Origin of the sequence: Pedobacter puniceum (genome assembly GCF_009674685.1) — a bacterium.
Lineage (GTDB): Bacteria > Bacteroidota > Bacteroidia > Sphingobacteriales > Sphingobacteriaceae > Pseudopedobacter > Pseudopedobacter puniceum.
The window spans coordinates 1-23,921 of sequence record NZ_WKJI01000006.1; the positions used below are offsets into that span (position 1 = coordinate 1).

The following is a 23,921-nucleotide window of genomic DNA, read 5'->3' on the forward strand; positions in this document are numbered from 1 at the left end:
GAACTCAAAAAAATGCTTCGACTCCGCTCAGCATGACAAAATACTGTCACACTGGGCAGAGTCGAAGTGGGAATCGAAGGGGATGTCATCCTGAGTGCCTGCCTGTCCGGTAGGCTAGGAGTCGAAGAGAATGTCACCCTGAGCGGAGTCGAAGAGAATGTCACCCTGAGCGGAGTCGAAGGGTAATAAATGCTTCGACTTCGCATGACAAAATCAAGTTTAGGATAATTATAAAAAATAAAATAAACAAATTGATAATTTTGCAAAGCTTAAAAGAAAAATACTACATGAATATCAAGAATATATATTTATACTTCATTCTCATTATTCTATCATTTAACGCTCTGCCATCTTTAGCACAAAATATCACACAACAAAATTTTTCTAATGTTCGTGTAGATGAGTTAACAGATGAACAAATCAAGCAAATTATCAAACAGGTAGAGTCATCTGGATTATCGGAGGCGCAGTTAGAGCAAATGGCGGCAGCCCGTGGTATGCAACCATCAGAAATCCAAAAGCTAAGGGCTAGGGTAGAAGCTTTAAAGAGTAAAAGTTCAGCAACTGGTACTAAAGATGCGACAGTAAAAGGAAAAGATGGTAGCAGAAGTAGAAGTTTTGAAGGCGAAGTAGAAGAAATTGCTAATTCAGATGATAAAAAAACAGAAACGGAGGCAGACGCTGCCTTGCAAGCTTTAAAATCTAAGATATTTGGTAAAGAGTTATTTTCCAATGCTGCAACTACTTTTGAGCCTAACTTGAGATTAGCTACGCCTTTAAATTATGTGATTGGTACTGCCGATCAATTATTAATTGATATTTATGGTTATTCTGAAGTTAGCTATCAATTAACGGTAAGTCCAGAAGGTACTATCAATATTCCTTATGCAGGTATAGTACAAGTTGGTGGTTTAACGGTAGAAGCCGCTACTTCAAGAATAAGAAATAAACTTTCTCCTATTTATAGTGGTTTACAAACAGGTAATACTAAGCTAAGCGTTGCTATTGGTAATATCAGAAGTATTAAAGTTATCTTAACAGGCGAAGTTACCAAACCAGGAACCTATACTTTACCATCTTTAGCAACAGTTTTTAATGCTTTATATTCATCTGGCGGACCAACAGATAATGGTTCTTTCAGAAATATTGAAATTATCAGAAACGGAAGAAAGGTAGGCACATTAGATGTTTATGATTTCTTGTTGAGAGGAGATTTAAAAAACAATATCCGCTTGCAAGATCAGGATATTATCCGAGTACCTACTTATCAAAAAAGAGTTGAAATTGTGGGTGAAGTTAAACGCCCAGCTATTTTTGAGATGAAAAACGGTGAAGATTTAAAAGACTTATTAAACTTTGCAGGTGGGTTTACTGAAAGGGCTTATCAAGCTAGAATCAAAGTCTTAAAAAATACAGCCACAGAGCGTAAAATAGCAGATGTAGTTGCTGACGCCTTTGCTACTTACCAACCAGAAAGTGGAGATAAATATTTTGTGAATGAGATATTAGATCGTTTTGAAAATAGAGTTTCTATTGTTGGAGCAGTTTTTAGGCCAGGAGAGTACGAGCTAACATCAGGTTTAACATTAAAACAATTGGTAGAGAAGGCGGAAGGTTTAAAAGAAGAGGCTTTTATTAATAGAGCTTACATTACCAGACTATTACCGAATAATCAAACAGAGCTATTGTCATTTGATTTAGGAAAGGTTATGAATGGCAAAGCTGCAGATATCACCCTTAGAAGAGAGGATGTTATTAATGTTTCTTCCATTTTTGAGCTAAGAGAAGAATATGCGGTGAGTATAGATGGTGAAATCAGAAGACCAGGTTCTTTTCCCTACGCAGAGAATATGAGTTTAGAAGATTTAATCATTCAAGCTGGAGGCTTTAAAGAATCCGCTAGTCCACAAAGAATAGAAATTTCTAGAAGAGTTGTTAATAATGGAGAAGCGGCAGCATCTGCATCAGCTAAAACAGCAGAAGTATTCCAAGTAGAGGTGAATAGAAATCTGAGTTTAGTAGCTGCCAAATTTATCCTGAAACCATTTGATATCATCACGGTACGTTCTTTACCAGGATATGAAATACAAAAGCAAGTACGTATAGAAGGGGAAGTCTTATATCCAGGAATATACAGCATTACCCGTAAAGATGAACGTATTTCAGATTTAATCACCAGAGCTGGTGGTTTAACGGAGTTAGCCTATGCAGAAGGGGCTTCTTTAAAAAGAGAAGGCAGAATGGATACCCAATTAGATAAGGAAAAGGAAGACCAAAAGCTATTACAATTTAAAAAGGTACAAAAAGAAGCTAAGGATAGTACTGCTGTAGAATTAGAAAATAAAGTAGCCAGGAATAATTTCGTGGGCATAAATCTTGAAAATATATTAGATAAGCCTGGAAAAAGAGATGATTTATTTTTAGAAGAAGGTGATATAATCTCCATTCCTAAGGAATTACAAACCGTAAAAGTAAGCGGTGAAGTATTATCCCCGAATACTGTTATTTATACTAAATCAAGAGGCTTTAAGCAATATGTAAATAACGCAGGTGGCTTTTCACAAAATGCGCTAAGAAAAGGTTCTTATATCATTTATGCCAATGGTTCTGTAAGAAGTACTAAAAGATTTTTATTCTTTAACAACTATCCATTAGTAAAAACAGGTGCAGAAATATTTGTACCTAAAGCAGAAGAAAAGCGTAAGCTTACCCCTGCAGAAACGGTAGGTATTATTTCAGGTTTAGCTTCATTTGGAGCTATTATACTAGGGGTAATGAATTTAATAAAATAAATTTAAGCTATAATATCACACCTAGTATTTGCTTGTCGGAAGTTAAGAGTCGAAAATTAAATAATATAAAAATAAAAAAAGCCAAATATGGCAGAAGAAAAACTCAATACAGCAGAAGACGAAATCTCCTTAAAAGAGCTCATTCTTAAATTAAAAGAATGGTATCAATATCTTTTAACAAAATGGAGAACCATTTTAATAGCAGGTATATTAGGCGGAGCTTTAGGTTTAGTTTATGCTTTTATTAAAAAGCCAGTTTATACTGCTACTACGACTTTTGTTTTGGAAGAAGGCGAAAGCAGTGGCGGCTTAGGTGCTTATGCAGGTATAGCTTCTATGGTGGGTATTGATTTAGGAGGTGGCGGTGGAGGTATTTTTAAGGGAGACAATATTATTGAATTGTATAAGTCTCGGAAAATGATACAAGAGACTTTATTAAGCCAGGATACTTTTGCAGGGAAACAACAATTGCTGATTGATAGGTATATTGAATTTAATAAGTTAAGAGAGGATTGGCAGGAAAAGCCCGAATTAGTGAATCTTAAATTTTCTGTTGATGTAAAAGGCTACAATAGATTAAGAGATTCTATAATGGGGAAGATTGTGGAAGAAATAAATGGAAGTATACTTCAAGTTGCAAAGCCTGATAAAAAACTTTCTATTATTAAAGTCGATGTAAAATCTAAAGATGAGCTATTTGCTAAATCTTTTGCTGATAATATTGTAGCCAAGGTAAACCAGTTTTATGTAGGAACGAAGACTAAAAAATCGATGGAAAATGTTGCTATTTTACAATATCAAACAGATAGTGTAAGAAGGGTACTGAATAAAAGTATTGGTGGTGTTGCTTCTGAAATAGATGCTAATCCTAATGCTAATCCTGCTTTCCAGACATTAAGAGTGGGTTCGCAAAAAAGACAGGTGGATGTACAGGCAGCTGGGGCAGTTTATGAGGAATTAGTGAAGAATTTGGAACTTTCTAAAATAACTTTAAGAAAGGAAAAACCACTGATACAGGTGATTGATGAGCCTGTTTTTCCTTTAAAGGTGGATAAAGTTGGGAAGGCTAAAGGAATTTTTTTTGGTGGAATTTTTTTGGGGTTTTTAACAACACTATTTCTAATAGTTAAAAGTGTTTTCAGAAATTCCATTTAGATTTGATATGAAGACCTACACCTTAAAGATTGTTGCAATCAAAAAAGAAACTGATGATACTATAACCATTAGTTTTAAACAACCTGCTTTGAAAAAGATAAAATATATAGCAGGTGAATACATTACTTTGATACTTAAAATTAATGGCCGTAGATATATTCGTCCTTATTCTTTCTCATCTACTACAAATGTTGATACCCATTTAGAGATAACAGTAAAAAGAGTTCCAAATGGCATCGTTTCTAATTACATCAATGACTATTTAAAAATTGATGATGTAGTTGAGGTAATGCCGCCAATGGGTAATTTCGTATTACCAGAGAATCATAACCATGAATCTGTATTTTTATGGGGAGCTGGAAGTGGTATTACTCCTTTAATTTCTATAGCAAAATATATTCTTTACCTTAAATCTTATACTAAAGTCAATCTCATTTATGGAAATAAAAATCTTAATACGACTATATTTTATGATTTAATTGAACAATTAGGTTTAGATTTTCCAGAACGATTTAAAGTTTGGCATTTTCATTCAGAATTAACTCAAAATGAAAATACAGGAATTATAAAAGGCAGGGTAAATCCAGAATTAATTATTGATAAATTCACTAAAAACGAATTATCAAATGGTCTCCATTTTATTTGTGGGCCATCAGGGCTTAAAAAATCTGTTAAAGAGTTCTTAAAAATATTACAAATAAACGAAAATCAGATATTATCTGAGGATTTTGAGCTAATAAAAAGTCCTGAGGATTTTAAAGAAATAGAGGATAGAAATATTAGAATAAGATTCCAAAATACAGAACATAATATAGAAGTTCCTAAAGGAAAGTCTATTTTGGAGGCAGCTTTAGATAATGAAATAGAACTACCTTATTCATGTCAGACAGGGAGTTGTAGTACGTGTAAAGCAATACTACAGTCTGGAGAGGTTAAGATGATTGGGTTGACAGAAAATCGTGAGGATTTACACAATAACGAATATTTATTATGCTGTTCTCATCCATTAAATAATGAAGTTTATCTCGAAATTTAAAATCAAATGAAAGTAGTCATCTTAGCTGGTGGTTTAGGTACCAGATTATCTGAAGAAACAGTGCTAAAACCAAAACCTATGGTAGAAATAGGTGGAATGCCAATTTTATGGCACATTATGAAGATTTACTCTTCTTATGGGTACAACGATTTTATCATTTGTTTAGGTTATAAAGGTTATGTGGTTAAAGAGTATTTTGCCAATTATTTTCTCCATAAATCAGACGTAACTATAGACTTATCTAACAACTCTTTAAAAGTTCATGATTCACAAGCCGAACCCTGGAAGATTACGTTAGTAGATACAGGCAACGATTCTATGACAGGTGGTAGAATTAAAAGAGTACAACCACACGTTGGTAATGAGCCTTTTATGGTTACTTACGGTGACGGTGTTAGTGATGTCAATATTAAAGAGCTTGTAAACTTCCACCAATCTCATGGTAAATTATGTACAGTAACAGCAGTACAACCATCCGGAAGATTTGGAGCATTAAACTTATCAGAAAACCAAACAGTCCAATCTTTTCTAGAAAAGCCAAAAGGAGATGGAGCTTGGATTAATGGGGGATTTTTTGTTTGTCAACCAAAAGTTTTTGACTATATAAAAAGAGATACAACCATTTTTGAAAAAGAACCTATGGAAAATATTGCTGCCGATGGTGAAATGAAGGCTTTTAACCATTCGGGTTTTTGGAAGCCTATGGATACACTAAGAGATAAACATGAATTAGAAGAAGATTGGTCTAACAACAAAGCAAAGTGGAAAATCTGGTAAAATGAGTTTTGAAAACATCTACAAAGATAAAAAAGTATTAATCACTGGTCATACAGGTTTTAAAGGCTCATGGTTAGCTATTTGGTTAAAAGAACTTGGTGCGGATGTGTATGGATATGCCTTAGCTCCTTACTCTGATATGGATAATTTTGTTATCTGTAAGTTAGAAGAACAAATAAACCATAGAGTGGGTGATGTTAGAAACTGGGAGGAATTAACAGCTTATTTTAAAGAAGTCCAACCAGATTTTGCTTTTCATTTAGCTGCGCAGCCATTAGTTTTACTTTCTTACCACGATCCATTAAATACTTTTAATACCAATTTAATGGGTACGGTAAACTTTTGGGAAGCGGTAAGAGCTACTCCATCAGTTAAGGTTGCGGTTAATGTCACAACAGATAAATGTTATGATAATAAAGAATGGGTTTGGGGTTATAGAGAAAATGATCCTATGGGGGGTAAAGATCCCTATAGTGCTTCCAAAGGTTGTTCAGAATTAATAACTACAGCCTACTTAGAGTCTTTCTTCAAATTAGAAGGAACTTGTAATATTGCATCTGCAAGAGCTGGTAATGTGATAGGGGGCGGAGATTGGGCCGCTGATAGAATCATCCCTGATTATTTTAGAGCCTACAAAAACAATCAGAAATTAGAAATTAGAAACCCTTTTGCTACCCGACCATGGCAACACGTTTTGGAGCCTTTAAGTGGATACTTAGCCTTAGGTGCAGAGCTTTATCAAAAAGGTAAAGGTTTTAGTGGAGGCTGGAATTTTGGGCCAGAAGACATGACTCATTATTCTGTAAAAAATCTAATTGATGAGCTATTAAAATTAGACCAACAAGGCGGTTACACTATACCTGAAAATCTTGAAAAACCTCATGAAGCTATTTTATTAAAATTAGATATCTCTAAAGCTATTGAGTTTTTAAAATGGAAGCCTGTACTTAACTTTAAGGAAACAGTGGCTTTTACTTTGGATGGTTATAAAGATGATATTCATAAACAAGTTCATGTATATGAAGCTAGGTTAAAACAAATAAAAGATTATACAAATAAGGCAAAACTTAGAAATCTTAAATGGGCCCTTTAGAAAATATTCTTATAACAGGAGCAAGTGGTTACTTGGGTAAAAATCTAGTTAAGTTTTTACTTAGTGCTAATTATAAACTTATTCTTTTAGTAAGAGAAAATTCAAATCTTACTTATTTGGATTCTTTACCAAATACAAATAAGTGTAAAGTTTATAAAATAGGTTCAGCAGATTTTGAAACAATTTTTAAAGAAAATCAAATAGATATCATAATACACACTGCAGCAAATTATGGGCGTAAAGGAGAAAGCTTAAGTTCCGTAATAGAAGCAAATTTATATTTTCCGATAAAATTACTTGATGCGGCATTAAATCATAAAGTAAAATACTTTATCAATACAGATACCTCTTTACCTAAGGAGCTTAATACCTATTCTAGATCAAAAAAGCAATTCCTAGAATGGCTAGAAACGCTTTCCTTAGAAATAAATATTATTAATATTCAATTAGAATATTTTTATGGTCCAAATGATGATAAAACTAAGTTTATTACTTTTTTACTAGATGAATTAAAATCAAAAAAAAATAAAATCGACTTTACTGATGCTACTTCATTAAGAGATTTTATTTATATAGATGATGTGGTAAGTGCTTATGCAGCCATTATAAATAAAATACAAGAATTTAAAGGATTTGTGAACATACCCGTAGGTTCTGGAAAAGCAATAATGCTTAAAGATATCATTAAAGAGGTGCAGAGTATTACAAATAATCTAGATAAGCAATTAAATTTCGGAGCAATACCAATGAGGCCTAACGAAATCATGAAATCATGTGCTGACATTACATTATTGATGAAATTAGGATGGCAACCTATGTTTTCTTTTGAACAAGGAATAATTAAAACAATAGAATTGGAAACTAAATAAGTTATGATAATAATTAATAATAAGGAGATTAACTTAAAAACATTTAGAACACCTGTAGCTGGTAAAGATTACATTCCAGTAACAGGTAAAATAATTGAAGAAGATGACCTACTGCTATGTATGGAATCTGTCGCAGATGGTTGGTTAACGGCTGGTCGTTTTTCTAACCAATTTGAGTATGAATTTGCAAAATACTTTAACGCACCAAAAGCCTTATTAGTAAACTCAGGCTCATCCGCTAATTTAGTTGCTTTTTATGCATTAACCTCACCAAAATTAGGAGATAGAGCCATTAAGCCTGGAGATGAGGTAATTACAGTAGCAGCAGGCTTCCCAACAACCGTAAATCCGATAATTCAATTTGGCGCAATTCCTGTATTTGTTGATGTGGATATTGCTACCCATAACGTAATGTCAAATCAAATTGAATTAGCCGTTTCTCCTAAAACAAAAGCGATTATGATTGCTCATTCATTGGGAAATCCATTTGATTTGGACGAAGTAATGAAAGTTGCCAAAAAATATAACCTTTGGGTAGTGGAAGACGATTGTGATTCTTTAGGCGCAACTTATAATGGTCAAAAGACGGGTACTTTTGGTGATTTATCTACATTCTCATTTTACCCAGCACACCACATGACCATGGGCGAAGGAGGCGCAGTAGTGGTAAATAATCCAGAATTGGCAAAAATAGCTGAAAGTTTTAGGGATTGGGGACGTGATTGCTATTGTGAACCAGGTAAGGATAATACATGTGGATGTCGTTTTGGGCAGCAATTAGGGTCATTACCTTATGGTTACGACCATAAATACACCTACTCTCATATAGGTTTTAACCTAAAAGTAACAGATATGCAAGCTGCTTTAGGAGTGTCTCAGCTTAAAAAATTAGACCGTTTTATAGAAAAACGTAGAGTCAATTTTAATGCACTTTATGAAAGAATGAAAGAATTTGAAGATATTTTTATTCTCCCTGAACCTACGCCTAATTCTAATCCATCATGGTTTGGTTTCTTACTTACCTTAAGAGAAGGTGATGCAGCAGATAGACACATGTTGGTACAACATTTAGAAGGGAAGAAAATTGGTACAAGATTATTGTTTGCTGGGAATTTATTAAGACAACCTGCCTATGCCAACATACTGTATAGAGTAGTAGGCGATTTAAAAAATACCGACATCATTATGAATAATTCATTTTGGCTTGGGGTTTGGCCAGGCCTAGATGAAAGTCATTACGAATACATAGCCGAAGTAATTAGAAATTATATAAACTCTTAACATATGAGATATTTAATAACCGGAGGTTGTGGGTTTTTAGGCTCGAATCTTGCTGCGGAGGTCCTAAGAAGAGGAGATGAGTTATTTGTTTTTGATAACTTATACAGAACAGGGACGGAACAGAATTTAATATGGTTACAGTCATTAGGGAAATTCAAATTTTATCACTCAGACATACGTTCTTATAATGATGTTGAATATGCCATAAGAGATTCTAAACCAGATGTGATTTTTCATCTAGCTGGTCAGGTTGCAATGACTACTTCGTTAGTGAATCCAAGATTTGACTTTGAAGTTAATGTAGTTGGTGGCATTAATGTGCTTGAGGCGGTTAGAAAATTTGTGCCTGAAGCTATTGTAACATATTCTTCTACTAATAAAGTATATGGAGATTTAGAATGGCTTGAATATGAAGAGACAACAACAAGATATCATGCAGTAGGATATGAAAATGGTTTTGATGAGAAAATTCCACTTGATTTTCAATCGCCTTATGGATGTTCTAAAGGAGCAACAGATCAATATATGCTTGATTATGCTAAAATGTTTGATTTAAAAACGGTTGTCTTTAGACATTCGTCCATTTTTGGAGGGCGTCAATTTGCTACTGTAGACCAAGGATGGATTGGTTGGTTTATAAAACAAGCCTTAGACATTAAAAATGGAAAATTAAAAGATCCATTTACTATCTCAGGCTCTGGTAAACAAGTAAGAGATGTGCTTTTTGCTGACGATTTGATTAAATGTTATTTCTCAGCAATTAATAATATACAACAAACTAAAGGTAAGGCTTTTAATATAGGTGGGGGTATGAATAATAGTCTTTCATTAATTGAATTATTTAAGCATTTAGAGCATAAATTAGACATTCAAATGGAATTTATTAAACTACCTTGGAGAAAGAGTGACCAAAAGGTTTATGTTGCTAATATTAATAGATCAGAGGATATATTTGGTTGGAAACCAGTGATAAATAGAGAAGAAGGAGTTAATCAAATGATTGAATGGGTCAAATTATTAGATTAAAATTCTTATATCGATTTAATATTTTAAAAATTAAAGCATGAGAATTTTATTAGTTTGCGAATCATCTCATTTATACGAATCAGGAGGGAGAGTTGTTCGATACATAACAAAATTATTAAAGCAACATGATAATATTGTTAAAATAGTTGTATTATCAGAAAAACGAGATGATTATAATTTGGGATCCTTTTATAAAGAAAATGATGTTGAATTCTTACCTGTAAGAAAGAAAATCATTTATAGAATTTTAAGGTTCATTTATAATACTGAAGAAATAAATAAGTTTAGTAACTTACTTAATACTTTTAAACCAGACGCCATTCATTTTGCATCTTTAGATCACAATAAACCTTCCAAATTTATTAGTCTCGCAACAAAAACTAAAGCACAAGTTGTAATGCAGCCTTGGACGATGCATTTTTACTGTTCTCAGGGTTTTGGTTTTAGAAATGGGAAACAATGCACATTATGTGCAAGCGGTAATTATTTTAATGCTATATCTAAAAGATGTATATCGATAAGAGGAATTCCTAGCTTGTTTGAAAAATGGGCAGTACACAGAAATGCATTAAAAGCAAATTTATTTTTGTCAACTAATGTTGAATTCGACGAAATTTTAAATAAGTATGGTGTAAAAAAATCAAATATATTTAGATTTCCGGTTCCTTTTGATTATACCTTTTTAGATAAAAATGGTGAAAAGACGGATGACTATTTCATTTTTTATGGTCAAGCTAATTCTCACAAAGGTTTAACAGTTTTAATAGAAGTATTTAAAAAATTACCTGAACAAAGACTTAGAATCTATCCTATGGAACCACTGCCTAAAAATTTTACCTCATTAAATAATGTAGAAATAATAAATGGCGTTAATTGGAAAAATGGTTTAGCGGATGCTATTATTAATTCAAAGGCTGTTTTATTACCATCTTTATGGTCTACAACTATAGAGTATGCATTATGGGAAGCACTACAAATTAAAAAAGCTGTAATTCTGTTTAATGTAGGAGCTCATAAAGAAATTTTTAAAAACAGACTAAATGCAATGGTAATTAAACCATATGATTTGGATTCATTTGTTAACGCTATTATTGAGATTGATAAAAATGATGAATTAAGAGCAATATTAGAAGAGAATGGTAATGTAACATTATTAGAAATTAATAATCCTAGCAAATTGTATACACAATTAATGGAATGTTACACTGCTCAATAATATTAAAATGCCTACGTTGTCAAAAACTAGATCATCCTTACTAAACCTTTTGTATAATTATGCGAATGTCTCATTTGTAATTATCAACGGCTTAATATTAGTGCCATTATACTTAACATATTTTTCAGTTGGGACATATGGTTCTTATTTGTCTTCTGGAAACATTATTGGAATGTTGGGATTATTAGAGGGCGGAGCATCCTTTGTTTTGACACAAAAACTATCTAATTGTTATGTAAAAAACAAAATGACAGAATTTGGTAGGATTTTAGGTTCTGGTCTCATTATTTCTCTTTCTATATTTAGTTTATTAGTTTTAATAGGACTTATTTTTACACCTTTTATATCAAATTGGGTAAAAGCAGAACCAAATGAATATAGAAATATTCAATACGCCTTTTTATTATCTGCAATAGGTGCAGGATTAAATATTGTTTACCATAATATATCTGCTGTTTTTCAAGCTATGTTAAAGGTAAATGTCTGTGGTCTTTCAAACATAGTTTCGATTATATTAGGAATAAGTTCAACATTAATAGGACTAAAACTCGGTTTAGGAGTAATAGCTATACCTTTAGGAGCATTAGTTAAAGGTTTAGTAGGAATTATCATTCTTATTAGTGTTTTAATAAAGTTTCATAGAGAAAAACAAATACCAAGTATTCAAATTAATAAATCTATCATAAAAGAGCTCTTAAACTCTATTCTGCCTATGTTTGGGGGAGGGGTTGCTAAATCTTTAGTTACTAATAGCCAATTACTAATTATTACTAATTTCATCAACCCAACAGCATCTGCTGTTTTCTTTATTACTAGTAGAATATATCAAGTCTGTGATTCATTTTTAGCGCCAGTTGGTTCATCAATATTTTCAAGTATTTCACAAATTGTGGGTGAAGGAGATAAAACATCAATTAAAAATAGTATAACCAGAATATTTTTTGCGTTCAATGCTTTTTCTGTACTTATTTTATCTCTTAGCTTTATTTTTAATGCCAGCTTTGTTACCTTACTATTAGGAACAGACAAGTATGGAGGTCTTCTTTTATCATTACTATTATGTGTGAATATGTTGTTTTACACCCGTTTTAATTTCTTAAGCGTCAATCTATACGCTTTAGGAATCTTCGGAAAAACTATCATGTATGATGTAATTGGTGGTATCTTACGATTAGTTATCATTTTAGTTCTAATACATCACATAGGATATATTTCATTACCTATAGCTGAATTCTTATCTACAACAATATTGTTAGGATATTTTTTAAACAAGTTAATTATCAAAAAGCTTGAAATGGAAGGAAAAGAGGTAATAGGTTTTGTTTTTTCAGGTGCTAGTTTAATTTTCACTATGTCCATAACTACTATAATTTGGGTAAATATTTTACCACAAATTAATAATTGGATATTATTTGCTACCTTTTCTTTATTAGTTGGAACATTGAATGGTACTATTATTTTACTGTTTTTTAGTGATATAAGAAAAATGATTTATAATATTCTGAAGAAAACATTTTTGAGAAAAGTATATAGATTTAATCCGTAATTATTAGCTGGAATGGATTTAGTAGTATTAATAAATGGACTAGGAAATCAAATGTCACAATATGCGTTCTACTTGCAAAAGAGGGAAATCAATAAATCTACCAGATTACTTATATTTTGCAATGAGCATAATGGTTTTGAGTTAAATAAGGCCTTTAACTTAAATATCAACTCTTCACTTAAAGAAAGGGCTCTTTATATTATTTTCAGGTTATTAATCACAGAAAAATATAAGCTAATATTTGCGCCTATTAAGAATGTGCTTTCGCTGTTAGGTTGTAAAATAATAAGAGAGAATTATGATTATACCTTCAAAAAAGAATTCCTTAAACAAGCGCCAGGGATTAATTATTATTTTGGTGGATGGCACTCAGAAAAATATTTCGAAAATATAACTAATCAACTATTTAAATCATTTCAATTTAATGTACCTCAAGATGAATTAAATAAAAAATATATTCAAAGTATTAAACAAAATAATAGTATAGCTATACATATAAGAAGAGGCGATTTTTTGAATAAAGATAATATCAATTTATTTGGTGGGGTTTGTACTCAAGCATACTATCAAAAAGCAATTGATATGATGGAAACAAAATTTGAAGACGCTCATTTTTTTGTTTTTTCTAATGACTTAGATTGGTCAAAGAGCAATCTTCGTTTTAAAAACGCTACTTTTATTGGCAATAATATTGGGTCAAATTCTTGGAAAGATATGTTCTTGATGTCAATTTGTAAGCATAATATTATTGCAAATAGTACCTTTAGTTGGTGGGGAGCTTGGTTAAATCGGAATGAAAATAAAACAGTTATTTGTCCTGACAGGTTTTTACTAACTGATACTTCTAATACTATATATCCAGAAAGTTGGATAAAAATTAACACTACGCAGCCTTGATGAAAAAAATTGCATTTACTATTTGTGCTAAAAATTATATCGGACTTGCCCAAACATTGGAAAGTTCAATCAAAAAACATAGCGAAGACGTTGAGTTTTTAATTTTTGTTGCAGACGAAATCTCGAGTTCCGATGGTTTAACTAACCTTCCAGAAAATGTGATTATTTCAAAAGATGTTTTAGCCATACCTACTCAACAATGGCATGAAATGGCTTTTAAATATGACCTTACTGAGTTTTGTACTTCAATAAAACCTTCCTGTTTTAAGTATATTTTTAAAGAATTTAATCCAGATGTTTGTATATACTTTGACCCCGATATTTTAACTTTCAATTCTTTAGATATAATTTTTAACCAATTGAATAATTATTCAATCATGGTTACACCGCATATCACCACCATAGAAGAGAATTACTCGGGGAGTTTAAACGAACGTAACTTACTATATTCTGGAATGTTCAATCTTGGTTTTTTAGGATTAAAAAATGATGAGACTGCAAATATCATGTTAGATTGGTGGGCAGAGCGATTGAAGGATAGATGTTACCAAAACGTGATGGAGAATTATTTCACCGATCAAAAATGGATGGATTTCTTACCCTCTTTTTTTCCTGATGAACTTCTAATATCAACTGATTTAGGGCTTAATGTTGCGCCTTGGAATTTTTACGAACGACAACTGATAGTAGAAAAAGATGGTAGACTAAATATTAAACATAGATTTAAAGAAGATATAGGAAGACAATATCCTTTAACATTTATTCACTTTTCAGGATTTAATTATAAAGCTTTTTTAAATAATGAATTAATTCAAGGTAATATAAAAAATTTAGAATTACCTACTGATTTTAATGTTGCATTTTCAGAATATGCCACTGAACTAAGAAAAAGTAATATTTCAAAGTACATCGATTTAACGTATTCATACAACTTTTTTAGTAACCTATCTGGTGTTTCTATAACTTATAGACGTTTGTATAGAAGACTATTAGAAGACGGTAAGATAAAAACTAACCCATTCGACTTTAAAAATCCATTTTATCAAGCTTTAAAAAAAAGCGGCTTAATTAATAAGAAAATGGTAATAGTAGATAAAACCAATGTAGCTAATGTTTCAGATACTGAAGCTAAGACAATAAAGATTAATAAACTCTTTAAAATCGTCTTCAAGATAATTGGCCCAGAAAGATTCTTTCTTCTAACTCGCTTAATGAGGTTATATTCAAAACCTGAAAATCATGTGTACCTTATAGATGAAGATTATCTTAAAAAATTTAAAATAAGGAACTAATCATCCATTAGCATAATGTATTTATTCACCTTTTTTCTTTTGTTCTTTTTTGCAATTGATGATGTCTTCTTAAAAAAAGGGAATTATAAACTTGCGCTTATATTGACTGCAATATTGTGGTTAATTTTTCATGATGGATTTAGATGGGGAGTAGGTACAGATTGGAAAATTTACCATGATTTCTTCCTAAACTGCTTAGATAATAACACTGATAAATTTGAGATTGGGTATAATACCATGAGTAAATTGGTAAGGGCTTTAACAGACCATTACTCTGCCTTTTTAATCTTACATGCCTTAATTGTGTATATCTTAATCAGCAGGTCTATTATAAAATACGCTGTTAATCCTTTATTAACAATATTCCTATTCTACTGCTTAATGTTAGGTTACTTAGGAATGAACAGACAATATATCTCATTTGCTATATGTATATTTTCTTATCAATTCATTTTTAAAAGGAAATTTATTTATTTCATATTATGCATCTTTATTGCACTGTTATTTCATTCTTCAGCACTGCTATTTATATTTGCTTATTTTTTACATAAAAAGCTAAAAACGAAATATATAGTAACATTACTTATATTATTTTTTCTAATCTCAGTTTCTGGAATTATTAATAAGCTGCCTCTTAATATATTCTTCTTATTAAGCGAATCAATTGGAGATAAAGCATCTTTCTATAAAGAAAATCAGTTTCTTGATACTAACATTGTATTTACTGTTTTAGCCTTGCTAAAGAGATCAATATGGATAATTTTGGGTATTATCTTCTATAAGCAAATAAAAAACAGGGATACTTATTTTGATTTTTTCTTTAATATTTATCTGGTAGGTACATTAATTTACATCTTGTTTAATAATACATTACTTCAGATTGTGGTTTCTAGAGGTATTTTGTATTACAACATTGGTGAGGTTTTCCTCATACCTTATATTCTTACAATTTTCAAGAATGACATCACAAAAAAACTTATGTTTGTACTAATTGCTATCTATGGTTTTTTAACAATTCAAAAGTCAATAAACTTTTATAAAGTTGATTTAGGCGTGGATATATTTAGGCCATATAATTCAGTTTTTGAAGACGATACTTATGATGCAATGGAAAGATAATATGAACATAACATACTTCCATAGAAATTCAAAAGGAGGGTATAGTATTGCAAAGGTCTCCAATACTTTCATCACAGAATTCAAAAAAGATTTAAATGTATTAGAATTCGAGATGCCACACCATAAAGCGGACTTATTTAGTGTTATTAAAAACATATATTATATTTTTAATAACAGAAATAAAACAGGCATTAATCATATTACTGGCGACATTCATTATGGTGCATTAGGTTTAATAGGCTGTAAAACAGTATTAACAATTCATGATTTAAGTGCACATGAAACTAATGATAGTGCCATTAAGAGATTTATTATAAAGTTTTTATGGTTTAAACTGCCTCTACTTTTTGTAAACAAGATAGTTTGTATTTCCGAAGAGACTAAGATAAGACTAGAGAAAATTGTTAAAAAAAAAGAAATCTTGGTTATACCTAATGCTGTTGATTCAACTTTTAGTGTCTCTATTAAAGAATTTAATACATCAGAACCTACTATATTACAAATTGGCACTGCATGGAATAAGAATGTTAAAAACTTAATCTTAGCTGTGAAACACATTAAATGTCAGCTGATTATTGTTGGTCAAATCAACAAAGAGCTTGAACTTTTACTTAACAAAAATCAAATAAATTACAAGATCAGAAAAGATTTAAGTGATAGGGAGATAATCGAAGAGTACAAAAACTCTGATATAGTAGCTTTTGTTTCATTGTATGAAGGCTTTGGGATGCCTATTATTGAGGCTAACGCTACCGGTAGGGCAATAATTACCTCAAATATTTCTCCAATGAACCAAATTGCGAATGATTCGGCCTTATTAGTAAATCCAAATAATGTTGAAGAAATAAAAAATGGTATTATTAAAATAATAAATGATAAAGAATACAGAGAAAGTATAATAAACAAAGGAATTCTAAATGCGAAGAAATACAATGTAGAATTAATTTGTAAACAATATGAAGAGGTTTATAAATCTTTACTGTAAATAGTGAAATTTTACCTGAACAATTTTAATCCACAATGAAAACAAATAAAATCAATATATTTTATGATACTTGTATTTTCGAAATACAAAATATAGGAGGAATAAGTATAGTTTTTGGTGAACTCATTAATAGAATTAAAAACATTAACCACATCAAAGTAAGTTTTATTGGTTCTAATAACTTATTTAATAATCTTATTTTTCCAAACATAAAAGATGGTATCCCATTCATAAAAGAACTAAAACTTCCTAAAGCAATCCTACCATTTACTCCCTTATTGATTAAATTGCCAAAATGGTCAATTTACCATAGTACGTACAATAGATATTCTTTTCAGAAAAATATCACGAAAATTATCACCATACATGATTTAGGATACGAAAAGCATATAATGCAATCAGGCATTAGGAGAATAGTACATTTATTTTTTAAAAAAATCGCAATTAAAAATGCAAATGCAATTATATGTGTTTCAAAAAACACCTTTAACGATTTAAAAAATCATTACGGAGATTTACTTACAAATAAAATAGTTAGAGTTATTTATAATGGCGTAGATCCTATTTTCTTTACTTCCCAAGAGAACTCTATTCCTAAATCTAAAAATTTACTTTTTGTCGGGGGAAGGCACCCCTATAAGAATTTTAAAAATGTAGTCTTAGCAACTAAAGAATTAAAAGATATTAATTTAATCATTGCTGGTGGAGGAAATCTGTCTAAAGGAGATATATCTTTTTTAGAAAAGCATATTCCAGGACGTTATTCTTTTAAAAAAAACTTGTCAACAGCTGAAATGGCTAGTTTATATAAGACTTCCTTGTGCTTAGTTTATCCATCCTCTTATGAGGGATTTGGTCTACCTTTATTAGAAGCAATGGCTGCTGGTTGTCCAGTAGTAGCATGTAAAAACTCTTGTATAGAGGAAATTGCTGGTGATGCCGCTGTATTAATTAAAGATTCACAGGTAATTAATATCATCGAAGGTGTTCAAAGGTTATCAAATGAAAGTTTTAACCAAGAATTGATTACTAAAGGAAAATTACAAGCCAAAAATTTTACGTGGGAAAAAACTGTTTATGAAACTTTAGAATTATATAAATCGATTGAAATAAAATGAAAAAATTATTAGTAACAGGCTCATCAGGTCTAATTGGTTCAGAAGTTTGTATTCATTTTGCAAACTTAGGCTGGGAAATTCATGGTGTTGATAATAATCAAAGAGCTATTTTTTTTGGTCCAAATGGAGATACTAGATGGAATCAAAATAAACTACAATCTGAACTTAAAAATTTCCATCATCATGAGATAGACATAAGAAACCGTAAAGATGTGATAAATCTTATCCAAGAGGTAAGACCAAATGCTATTGTTCATACAGCAGCACAACCTAGTCATGATAGAGCTGCAGCCATCCCTTTTGATGATTTTGATACCAATGCAGTTGGAACCTTTAATTTGTTAGAAGCGACTAGACAATATAATACTGAAATACCATTTGTACACATGTCAACAAACAAAGTTTATGGTGATGCGCCTAATGAAATAGAAATGTTAGAGTTAGATAAAAGATTTGACTATAAGGACAAAAATTATGAACATGGTATATCTGAGAATTTTAGGATTGATCAAACAAAACATTCACTTTTTGGAGCCTCAAAAGTTTCTGCAGATATTTCAGTTCAAGAATATGGCAGATACTTCAACATGCCTACAGCTTGTTTAAGAGGTGGGTGCTTAACTGGTCCTAATCATACTGGTGTTGAATTGCATGGATTTCTAAGTTATTTAGTTAAATGCAATCTCGAAGAGAAAGAATATACAGTTTTTGGCTACAAGGGCAAACAAGTAAGAGACAATATTCACTCATATGATGTTGCGAGATTTATAGAAGAATTTATTAATGCTCCAAGAATTGCAGAAGTATATAATTTAGGTGGAGGAAAAGATAATACCTGCTCAATTCTTGAAGCTTTTGATATCATTTCAGGCATTAGTGGAAAACAAATGAAGTATAAATATGAGGAAACGAATAGAATAGGTGATCATATTTGTTACTATAGTGATCTTAGAAAGATGAAATCACATTATCCAAACTGGGATATCACGAAATCTTTGCAACAAACATTTGAAGAAATATATCAATCATGGATAAAAAGAAACTGAAAATTTACACTGGAAGCAGTGTAGGTATAGATTATTTTTTCTTTTTAACAAAAACTATAAAGTATGCAGGTTTTGATGTAGAACCAATTTTCTTAATAAATGAAGTAGAATATAGAAAACTAGCTAAATCGTCTGGACTAAAAAAAATTTGGCTAAGGATAAAAATGTACATTTTTTATCCGATTTTTTTGATTTATAAAGGGTTAAGGGCTTCTAAAAATAGCGTTTTTGTCATATCAAGCAATACCTTTTTTGCTCCAATACTTTTACGTTTTATTTTAGGTTTTAAATCAATAAAGGTCGTTCATATGCTTTATGATTTGTTTCCTGATGCATTAGAAATAGCTGGTGCAATTAAATCTAATTCTAAGGTTTCTAAGTTTATAGGCTCTATTACTTACGCTAATTTAAAAAAATGTGAAGCGACAGTGTTTTTAGGTAAGTTTTTAAGAGAACATGCTGAACAAAGATGGGGAAATTCAAAAAAATCAAGTGTTATAGATATCTCAACAGACCTATCACTTTATGATAATCAAAGAACAAGTCTAATTCAATCAGAAAAAGTTATAATCCATTATGGAGGTCAACTTGGACATTTACACGATGCCAAATCTATAATTGAGTGTGTAAAGTATGTTCTAAAATCAGATATTCAAAATGATGTAGAATTCAACTTTTATGTTAGTGGTGCGCAAGCGAGCTTCCTTGAAGAGTCTTTAAAAAATTATTCAGTTAAAATTATATCAGCAATACCTAGCTCTCAGTGGAGAGAGGATGTAAAAAATTTTCATATTGGATTAGTTTCTTTAAGTCCTGGTGGGGCAAGTGTTTGCTTACCTAGTAAAACTTATGGCATGATGGCTGGCGGTATGTCAATTTTCGCTATTTGTCCTATTTGGTCAGATTTAAGTAGATTAGTAATAGACTTAGATGCTGGTTGGGTGATTAATAATTCTGTATATGACAACCATATTGAACTCAAGGACACTAATTATATAGATAGAATTAAAAAAGAGCGAGATAAATTAGAAATTGCAAATGAGTTTTATTTACACCTCAAAGAGATTATAAATGAAAGGGAGCTATTAGAAATGAAGAGATTAAATGCATTTAATGGTGTCAGAGTAAAACACAATATTGAGATTTTAAGCGAGAAATGGAGTGAAATATTAAATAATGTATGAAACTAACCATCACAGGCACCTCCGGCTTCACTGGCCAAAATCTTATACATTATCTTGTTGATTATGATATCTATAAACAATCTATAAGATACGTCCCTAATCAAGAAATATATTTAGATAATACAGAATCCATCATCCACCTAGCAGGTAAAGCCCATGATTTAAAAAACGTTTCTCAACCCCAAGATTATTATGAGGCAAACTTTGAGTTAACCAAGCAGCTTTATGATGCTTTTTTAAAATCAGATGCTCGTAAGTTTATTTATATCAGTTCGGTAAAGGCTGTTGCAGATTCTGTTAATGATGTATTAACAGAAGAGATTAAACCTGCACCTCAAACTCATTATGGTAAATCCAAGTTAATGGCAGAGGAATATATTAAAAGCCAGCCATTGCCAGAAGGAAAATCTTATTATATTTTAAGACCCTGTATGATTCATGGTCCGGGGAATAAGGGAAATTTAAACTTGCTTTATAAATTTGTGAGTAAAGGAATTCCATATCCTTTAGCTGCTTTTGAGAATAGACGATCTTTCCTAAATATAGAGAATTTTTGTTTTGTCGTTAAAGAATTATTAGTGCAAGATATTCCCTCTGGTGTTTACAATCTAGCTGATGATGAAAGTTTATCTACTAATGAATTGGTATCACTCATAGCTTCATGTTTAGACTTAAAACCTCAGCTTTGGACTATCCCAAAGGGTTTAATCAAAGGAATAGCTCAATTAAGTGATGTTCTTAAATTACCTTTAAACTTAGAGCGGTTAAATAAGCTCACCGAAAACTATGTGGTTTCTAATGCAAAAATTAAAAAAGCTTTAAAAAAGGAATTTCCAGTTTCTGCCAAACAAGGACTTCAAAAAACTATACTTTCTTTTAAAGAATAAGAAATCACTGTTTTTTTACCTAGTGCTTTGGTACAGCTTACCAACAGCCTATCTACAGGGTTAGGATAATTTATTTTTTTAAATAACGTAGTAGACACTAAAGCTATAGTTATGTTGATGCTACTTTATCCCTGAAAGAAAATAGCTTTATAGGTTCGCTATAAAAAATGGTACTAAATGCCCGCTCCTGCTAATTAAAGTGACTTTTAGGACTCTGTGAACACTGCGCCCTCTGCGGTTAGAAAAAATCTGCGTTTAATAAAAAAGCGATACAATCGCCACCCATGTTAAGCACTCTTGGCTTTTGTATCATGCTGAACGGAGTCGAAGCATTTTGGTTATCATAGAAATCAGGGTGACATTCCCTTTAGATCTGCCCATATTTTTTGTCACTGCGAAGCATGAAGCAGTCTTTTATAACCTTTATATAAAGATAAATCACTGAGTTTGTGATGACAAAATGATGTGTTAAACAACATCCAGCTAGGTAATAAAACCTGAAAAATCTCTGTGCATACTGCGGTCTTTACTTCAAAAAAACTGTTTTAGTAGCAAAGATTACAGAAATAATTTTTAATATTGTTTATTTTAATAAGCAATATTTTGTATTTTTGTTTATTGTAATAAACAAATGGAATTTTTATTTGAAAAATATCAACAAAAGTTAAGGTATACCAATCTTTCGTACATACGCTCTATGATGGATGATATTGATTGGGACGCTAGATTAATAGGTATAAAAGGAGCAAGAGGGATTGGTAAAACAACTCTTTTACTACAGTATATAAAGTTATACCTATCGGATAAATTATCTCAAACTTTATATGTAAGCTTAGATGATATTTGGTTTAATAACCATCTTTTATCTGATTTGGTGGCCGACTTTGTTAGAAAAGGAGGGGCATATCTATTTCTAGATGAAGTTCATAAATATAAAGGCTGGGCGCAAGAGCTAAAGAATATTTACGACGATTACCCTTTACTTAAAGTAGTATTTACAGGCTCATCTTTACTTGAAATCTTAAATGCCAGGGCAGATTTAAGCCGAAGGGCAGTTGTATATCAGATGCAAGGTTTTTCTTTTAGAGAGTATATTGCTTTAGAGACAAGTATCAAATTTGAAAAACTCACTTTAGCAAGTATTCTAGAAAATCATGTTCAGGAAGCAAGTATCATCAATAACCAAATTAAACCTTTCCAGTATTTTGATGATTATCTTAGACAAGGGTATTATCCCTTTTATCAGGAACAACCTAATTTATATGCATCTAGGTTAGGGGAAGTCATCAATATGATTTTGGAAATAGAATTGCCTCTGCTAAGAGGTATGGATATAGCCTACATTTCAAAAATTAAACAATTATTGATGATTATTGCTGAATCTGTGCCTTTTATCCCTAATGTAAGTAAATTGAGTGAAAGAATTGGTATTAATAGGGCAACCTTACTGAGTTATTTCCACTATCTGGATGAAATTAACCTAACTAAAAATCTTTTTAAAGATGCTAAAGGAATAAGTCTATTACAAAAGCCTTCTAAAGTATATCTAGAAAATACCAATTTAAGTTTTGCTATAAGTCCGCAACATGTAAATAAAGGGAGTTTGCGAGAAACTTTTTTTATCAATCAAGTAGCTTATTTACATGAGTTAAATTATACGGATAGAGGTGATTTTAAAGTTAATAATCACTATACTTTTGAGATAGGAGGAAAAGATAAAGACTTTAAGCAGCTTGAAGGTTTAGAGGATGCTTTTGTAGTTTGCGATGATATAGAATATGGCTTTGGACGTAAAATTCCACTGTGGCTATTTGGTTTCTTATACTAAAGCTTATTTAGTTAAGTTGCATGCTAAAAAGTGGATATTTCGTTATTAGGGTTAAGTGTTTTTTAAGTCTGCTGAACCCATAAGATTAATGCGATCTCTGCGGTTAAAAAAAACTGCTTATAATAATCAAGGCGATACAATCACCACCCCATGGTAAGAACTCGTTGTAAACGAGCTCAAGAAAGTAGTTTTAATAAGAAGAACGAAGCAGCATGTTGTATTAAACGAAGCTGGACCAAAAGCAAATACCTAAATACTTTCTTATTTTTTGTAAAAAACATCCTGTTTCAATATTTTAGATAATAAAATAAATGACCTATGGCAAGAGTAAAAAATAATATCCTTATACAAGGGCTAAGCGGTACGCTCAATAAGCAAGTTGTTTTTAAAACCCGTAACAAAAAAACATTCGTATCTCGTTACCCTGATATGTCTGAAGTGGTTCCAAGTTCAAAGCAGTTAAAAGCAAAAAATAGCTTTTCAAAAGCTGTACAATATGCCCAATCAGTTTTAGCAGACCCTGAAAAGAAGAAAGAAGTAGCTGCTCATACTCCACCCGGTAAATTGGTTTATCACCAAGCCATTAAGGATTATATGGAATCCATTAAAGATTAGATATGCTTTTAACGTAAGACCAACGTAAGATAAACGTAGGATAAGACTATTCAATAGAAACTTGAAGACAAATGTTGCCTAACTTTTAAGCCTGAAGGAGTTGAAGAATTAGCCGTAATACCTCCCCCCTTCGACTCCGTTCAGGGGTGACATCCCATT

The 23,921-nt window shown here is 31.3% G+C and carries 20 protein-coding genes; all 20 read left to right on the plus strand.

What is annotated here, in order from left to right; translation table 11 throughout:
- Positions 1-287: 287 nt before the first annotated feature.
- The 20 genes from GJJ64_RS15740 (at position 288) to GJJ64_RS15835 (ending at position 23,762) form a co-directional block, all read left to right on the plus strand.
- On the plus strand, positions 288-2,792 hold the full coding sequence (locus GJJ64_RS15740; RefSeq protein WP_154288716.1) for an SLBB domain-containing protein: 2,505 nt from the start codon (positions 288-290) through the stop codon (positions 2,790-2,792).
- 87 nt (positions 2,793-2,879) lie between these two features.
- Positions 2,880-3,947, plus strand: a complete 1,068-nt coding sequence (locus GJJ64_RS15745; RefSeq protein WP_154288717.1) for a Wzz/FepE/Etk N-terminal domain-containing protein — start codon at positions 2,880-2,882, stop codon at positions 3,945-3,947.
- A gap of 7 nt (positions 3,948-3,954) precedes the next feature.
- Positions 3,955-4,983, plus strand: coding sequence for a flavin reductase family protein (locus tag GJJ64_RS15750; RefSeq protein WP_154288718.1), 1,029 nt, complete (start codon positions 3,955-3,957; stop codon positions 4,981-4,983).
- 6 nt (positions 4,984-4,989) lie between these two features.
- Positions 4,990-5,760: a glucose-1-phosphate cytidylyltransferase gene (rfbF, locus tag GJJ64_RS15755; protein ID WP_154288719.1), complete on the plus strand. Its 771-nt coding sequence runs from the start codon at positions 4,990-4,992 to the stop codon at positions 5,758-5,760.
- Position 5,761: 1 nt separating this feature from the next.
- The gene (rfbG, locus tag GJJ64_RS15760; RefSeq protein ID WP_154288720.1) at positions 5,762-6,853 is read left to right on the plus strand and encodes a CDP-glucose 4,6-dehydratase; all 1,092 of its coding nucleotides are present in this window, start codon (positions 5,762-5,764) and stop codon (positions 6,851-6,853) included.
- Positions 6,841-7,722 carry an NAD-dependent epimerase/dehydratase family protein gene (locus tag GJJ64_RS15765; protein WP_154288721.1) on the plus strand — a complete coding sequence of 294 codons (882 nt, stop codon included), beginning with the start codon at positions 6,841-6,843 and terminating at the stop codon, positions 7,720-7,722. Before rfbG ends, GJJ64_RS15765 begins: the two co-directional genes overlap by 13 nt.
- Positions 7,723-7,725: 3 nt before the next feature.
- On the plus strand, positions 7,726-9,003 hold the full coding sequence (gene rfbH / locus GJJ64_RS15770) for a lipopolysaccharide biosynthesis protein RfbH (protein WP_154288722.1): 1,278 nt from the start codon (positions 7,726-7,728) through the stop codon (positions 9,001-9,003).
- Positions 9,004-9,006: 3 nt separating this feature from the next.
- Positions 9,007-10,029: a GDP-mannose 4,6-dehydratase gene (locus GJJ64_RS15775; protein ID WP_154288723.1), complete on the plus strand. Its 1,023-nt coding sequence runs from the start codon at positions 9,007-9,009 to the stop codon at positions 10,027-10,029.
- Positions 10,030-10,066: 37 nt separating this feature from the next.
- Positions 10,067-11,245 carry a glycosyltransferase family 4 protein gene (locus GJJ64_RS15780; RefSeq protein ID WP_154288724.1) on the plus strand — a complete coding sequence of 393 codons (1,179 nt, stop codon included), beginning with the start codon at positions 10,067-10,069 and terminating at the stop codon, positions 11,243-11,245.
- A gap of 16 nt (positions 11,246-11,261) precedes the next feature.
- Complete coding sequence (locus tag GJJ64_RS15785; RefSeq protein WP_195759305.1) at positions 11,262-12,791, plus strand: lipopolysaccharide biosynthesis protein; 1,530 nt, start codon at positions 11,262-11,264, stop codon at positions 12,789-12,791.
- A 12-nt stretch (positions 12,792-12,803) separates the two neighbouring features.
- On the plus strand, positions 12,804-13,688 hold the full coding sequence (locus GJJ64_RS15790) for an alpha-1,2-fucosyltransferase (RefSeq protein WP_154288726.1): 885 nt from the start codon (positions 12,804-12,806) through the stop codon (positions 13,686-13,688).
- Entirely contained in the window at positions 13,688-14,980 is a 1,293-nt protein-coding gene (locus GJJ64_RS15795) for a hypothetical protein (protein ID WP_154288727.1), read from the plus strand. The genes GJJ64_RS15790 and GJJ64_RS15795 overlap by 1 nt, the downstream gene beginning before the upstream one ends.
- Positions 14,981-14,995: 15 nt before the next feature.
- Positions 14,996-16,099, plus strand: a complete 1,104-nt coding sequence (locus GJJ64_RS15800; RefSeq protein ID WP_154288728.1) for an EpsG family protein — start codon at positions 14,996-14,998, stop codon at positions 16,097-16,099.
- Entirely contained in the window at positions 16,080-17,084 is a 1,005-nt protein-coding gene (locus tag GJJ64_RS15805; RefSeq protein WP_154288729.1) for a glycosyltransferase, read from the plus strand. The genes GJJ64_RS15800 and GJJ64_RS15805 overlap by 20 nt, the downstream gene beginning before the upstream one ends.
- Before the next feature lie 35 nt (positions 17,085-17,119).
- Entirely contained in the window at positions 17,120-18,202 is a 1,083-nt protein-coding gene (locus GJJ64_RS15810; protein ID WP_154288730.1) for a glycosyltransferase family 4 protein, read from the plus strand.
- A complete protein-coding gene (locus GJJ64_RS15815; protein WP_154288731.1) occupies positions 18,199-19,248 on the plus strand; it encodes an NAD-dependent epimerase/dehydratase family protein in 1,050 nt (349 codons plus the stop codon). The genes GJJ64_RS15810 and GJJ64_RS15815 overlap by 4 nt, the downstream gene beginning before the upstream one ends.
- Positions 19,230-20,432: a glycosyltransferase family protein gene (locus GJJ64_RS15820; RefSeq protein WP_154288732.1), complete on the plus strand. Its 1,203-nt coding sequence runs from the start codon at positions 19,230-19,232 to the stop codon at positions 20,430-20,432. The genes GJJ64_RS15815 and GJJ64_RS15820 overlap by 19 nt, the downstream gene beginning before the upstream one ends.
- Positions 20,429-21,319 carry an NAD-dependent epimerase/dehydratase family protein gene (locus GJJ64_RS15825; protein ID WP_154288733.1) on the plus strand — a complete coding sequence of 297 codons (891 nt, stop codon included), beginning with the start codon at positions 20,429-20,431 and terminating at the stop codon, positions 21,317-21,319. Before GJJ64_RS15820 ends, GJJ64_RS15825 begins: the two co-directional genes overlap by 4 nt.
- Positions 21,320-21,950: 631 nt before the next feature.
- On the plus strand, positions 21,951-23,147 hold the full coding sequence (locus GJJ64_RS15830) for an ATP-binding protein (RefSeq protein WP_154288734.1): 1,197 nt from the start codon (positions 21,951-21,953) through the stop codon (positions 23,145-23,147).
- Positions 23,148-23,465: 318 nt separating this feature from the next.
- Complete coding sequence (locus GJJ64_RS15835) at positions 23,466-23,762, plus strand: PH domain-containing protein (protein WP_154288735.1); 297 nt, start codon at positions 23,466-23,468, stop codon at positions 23,760-23,762.
- Positions 23,763-23,921 lie beyond the last annotated feature (159 nt).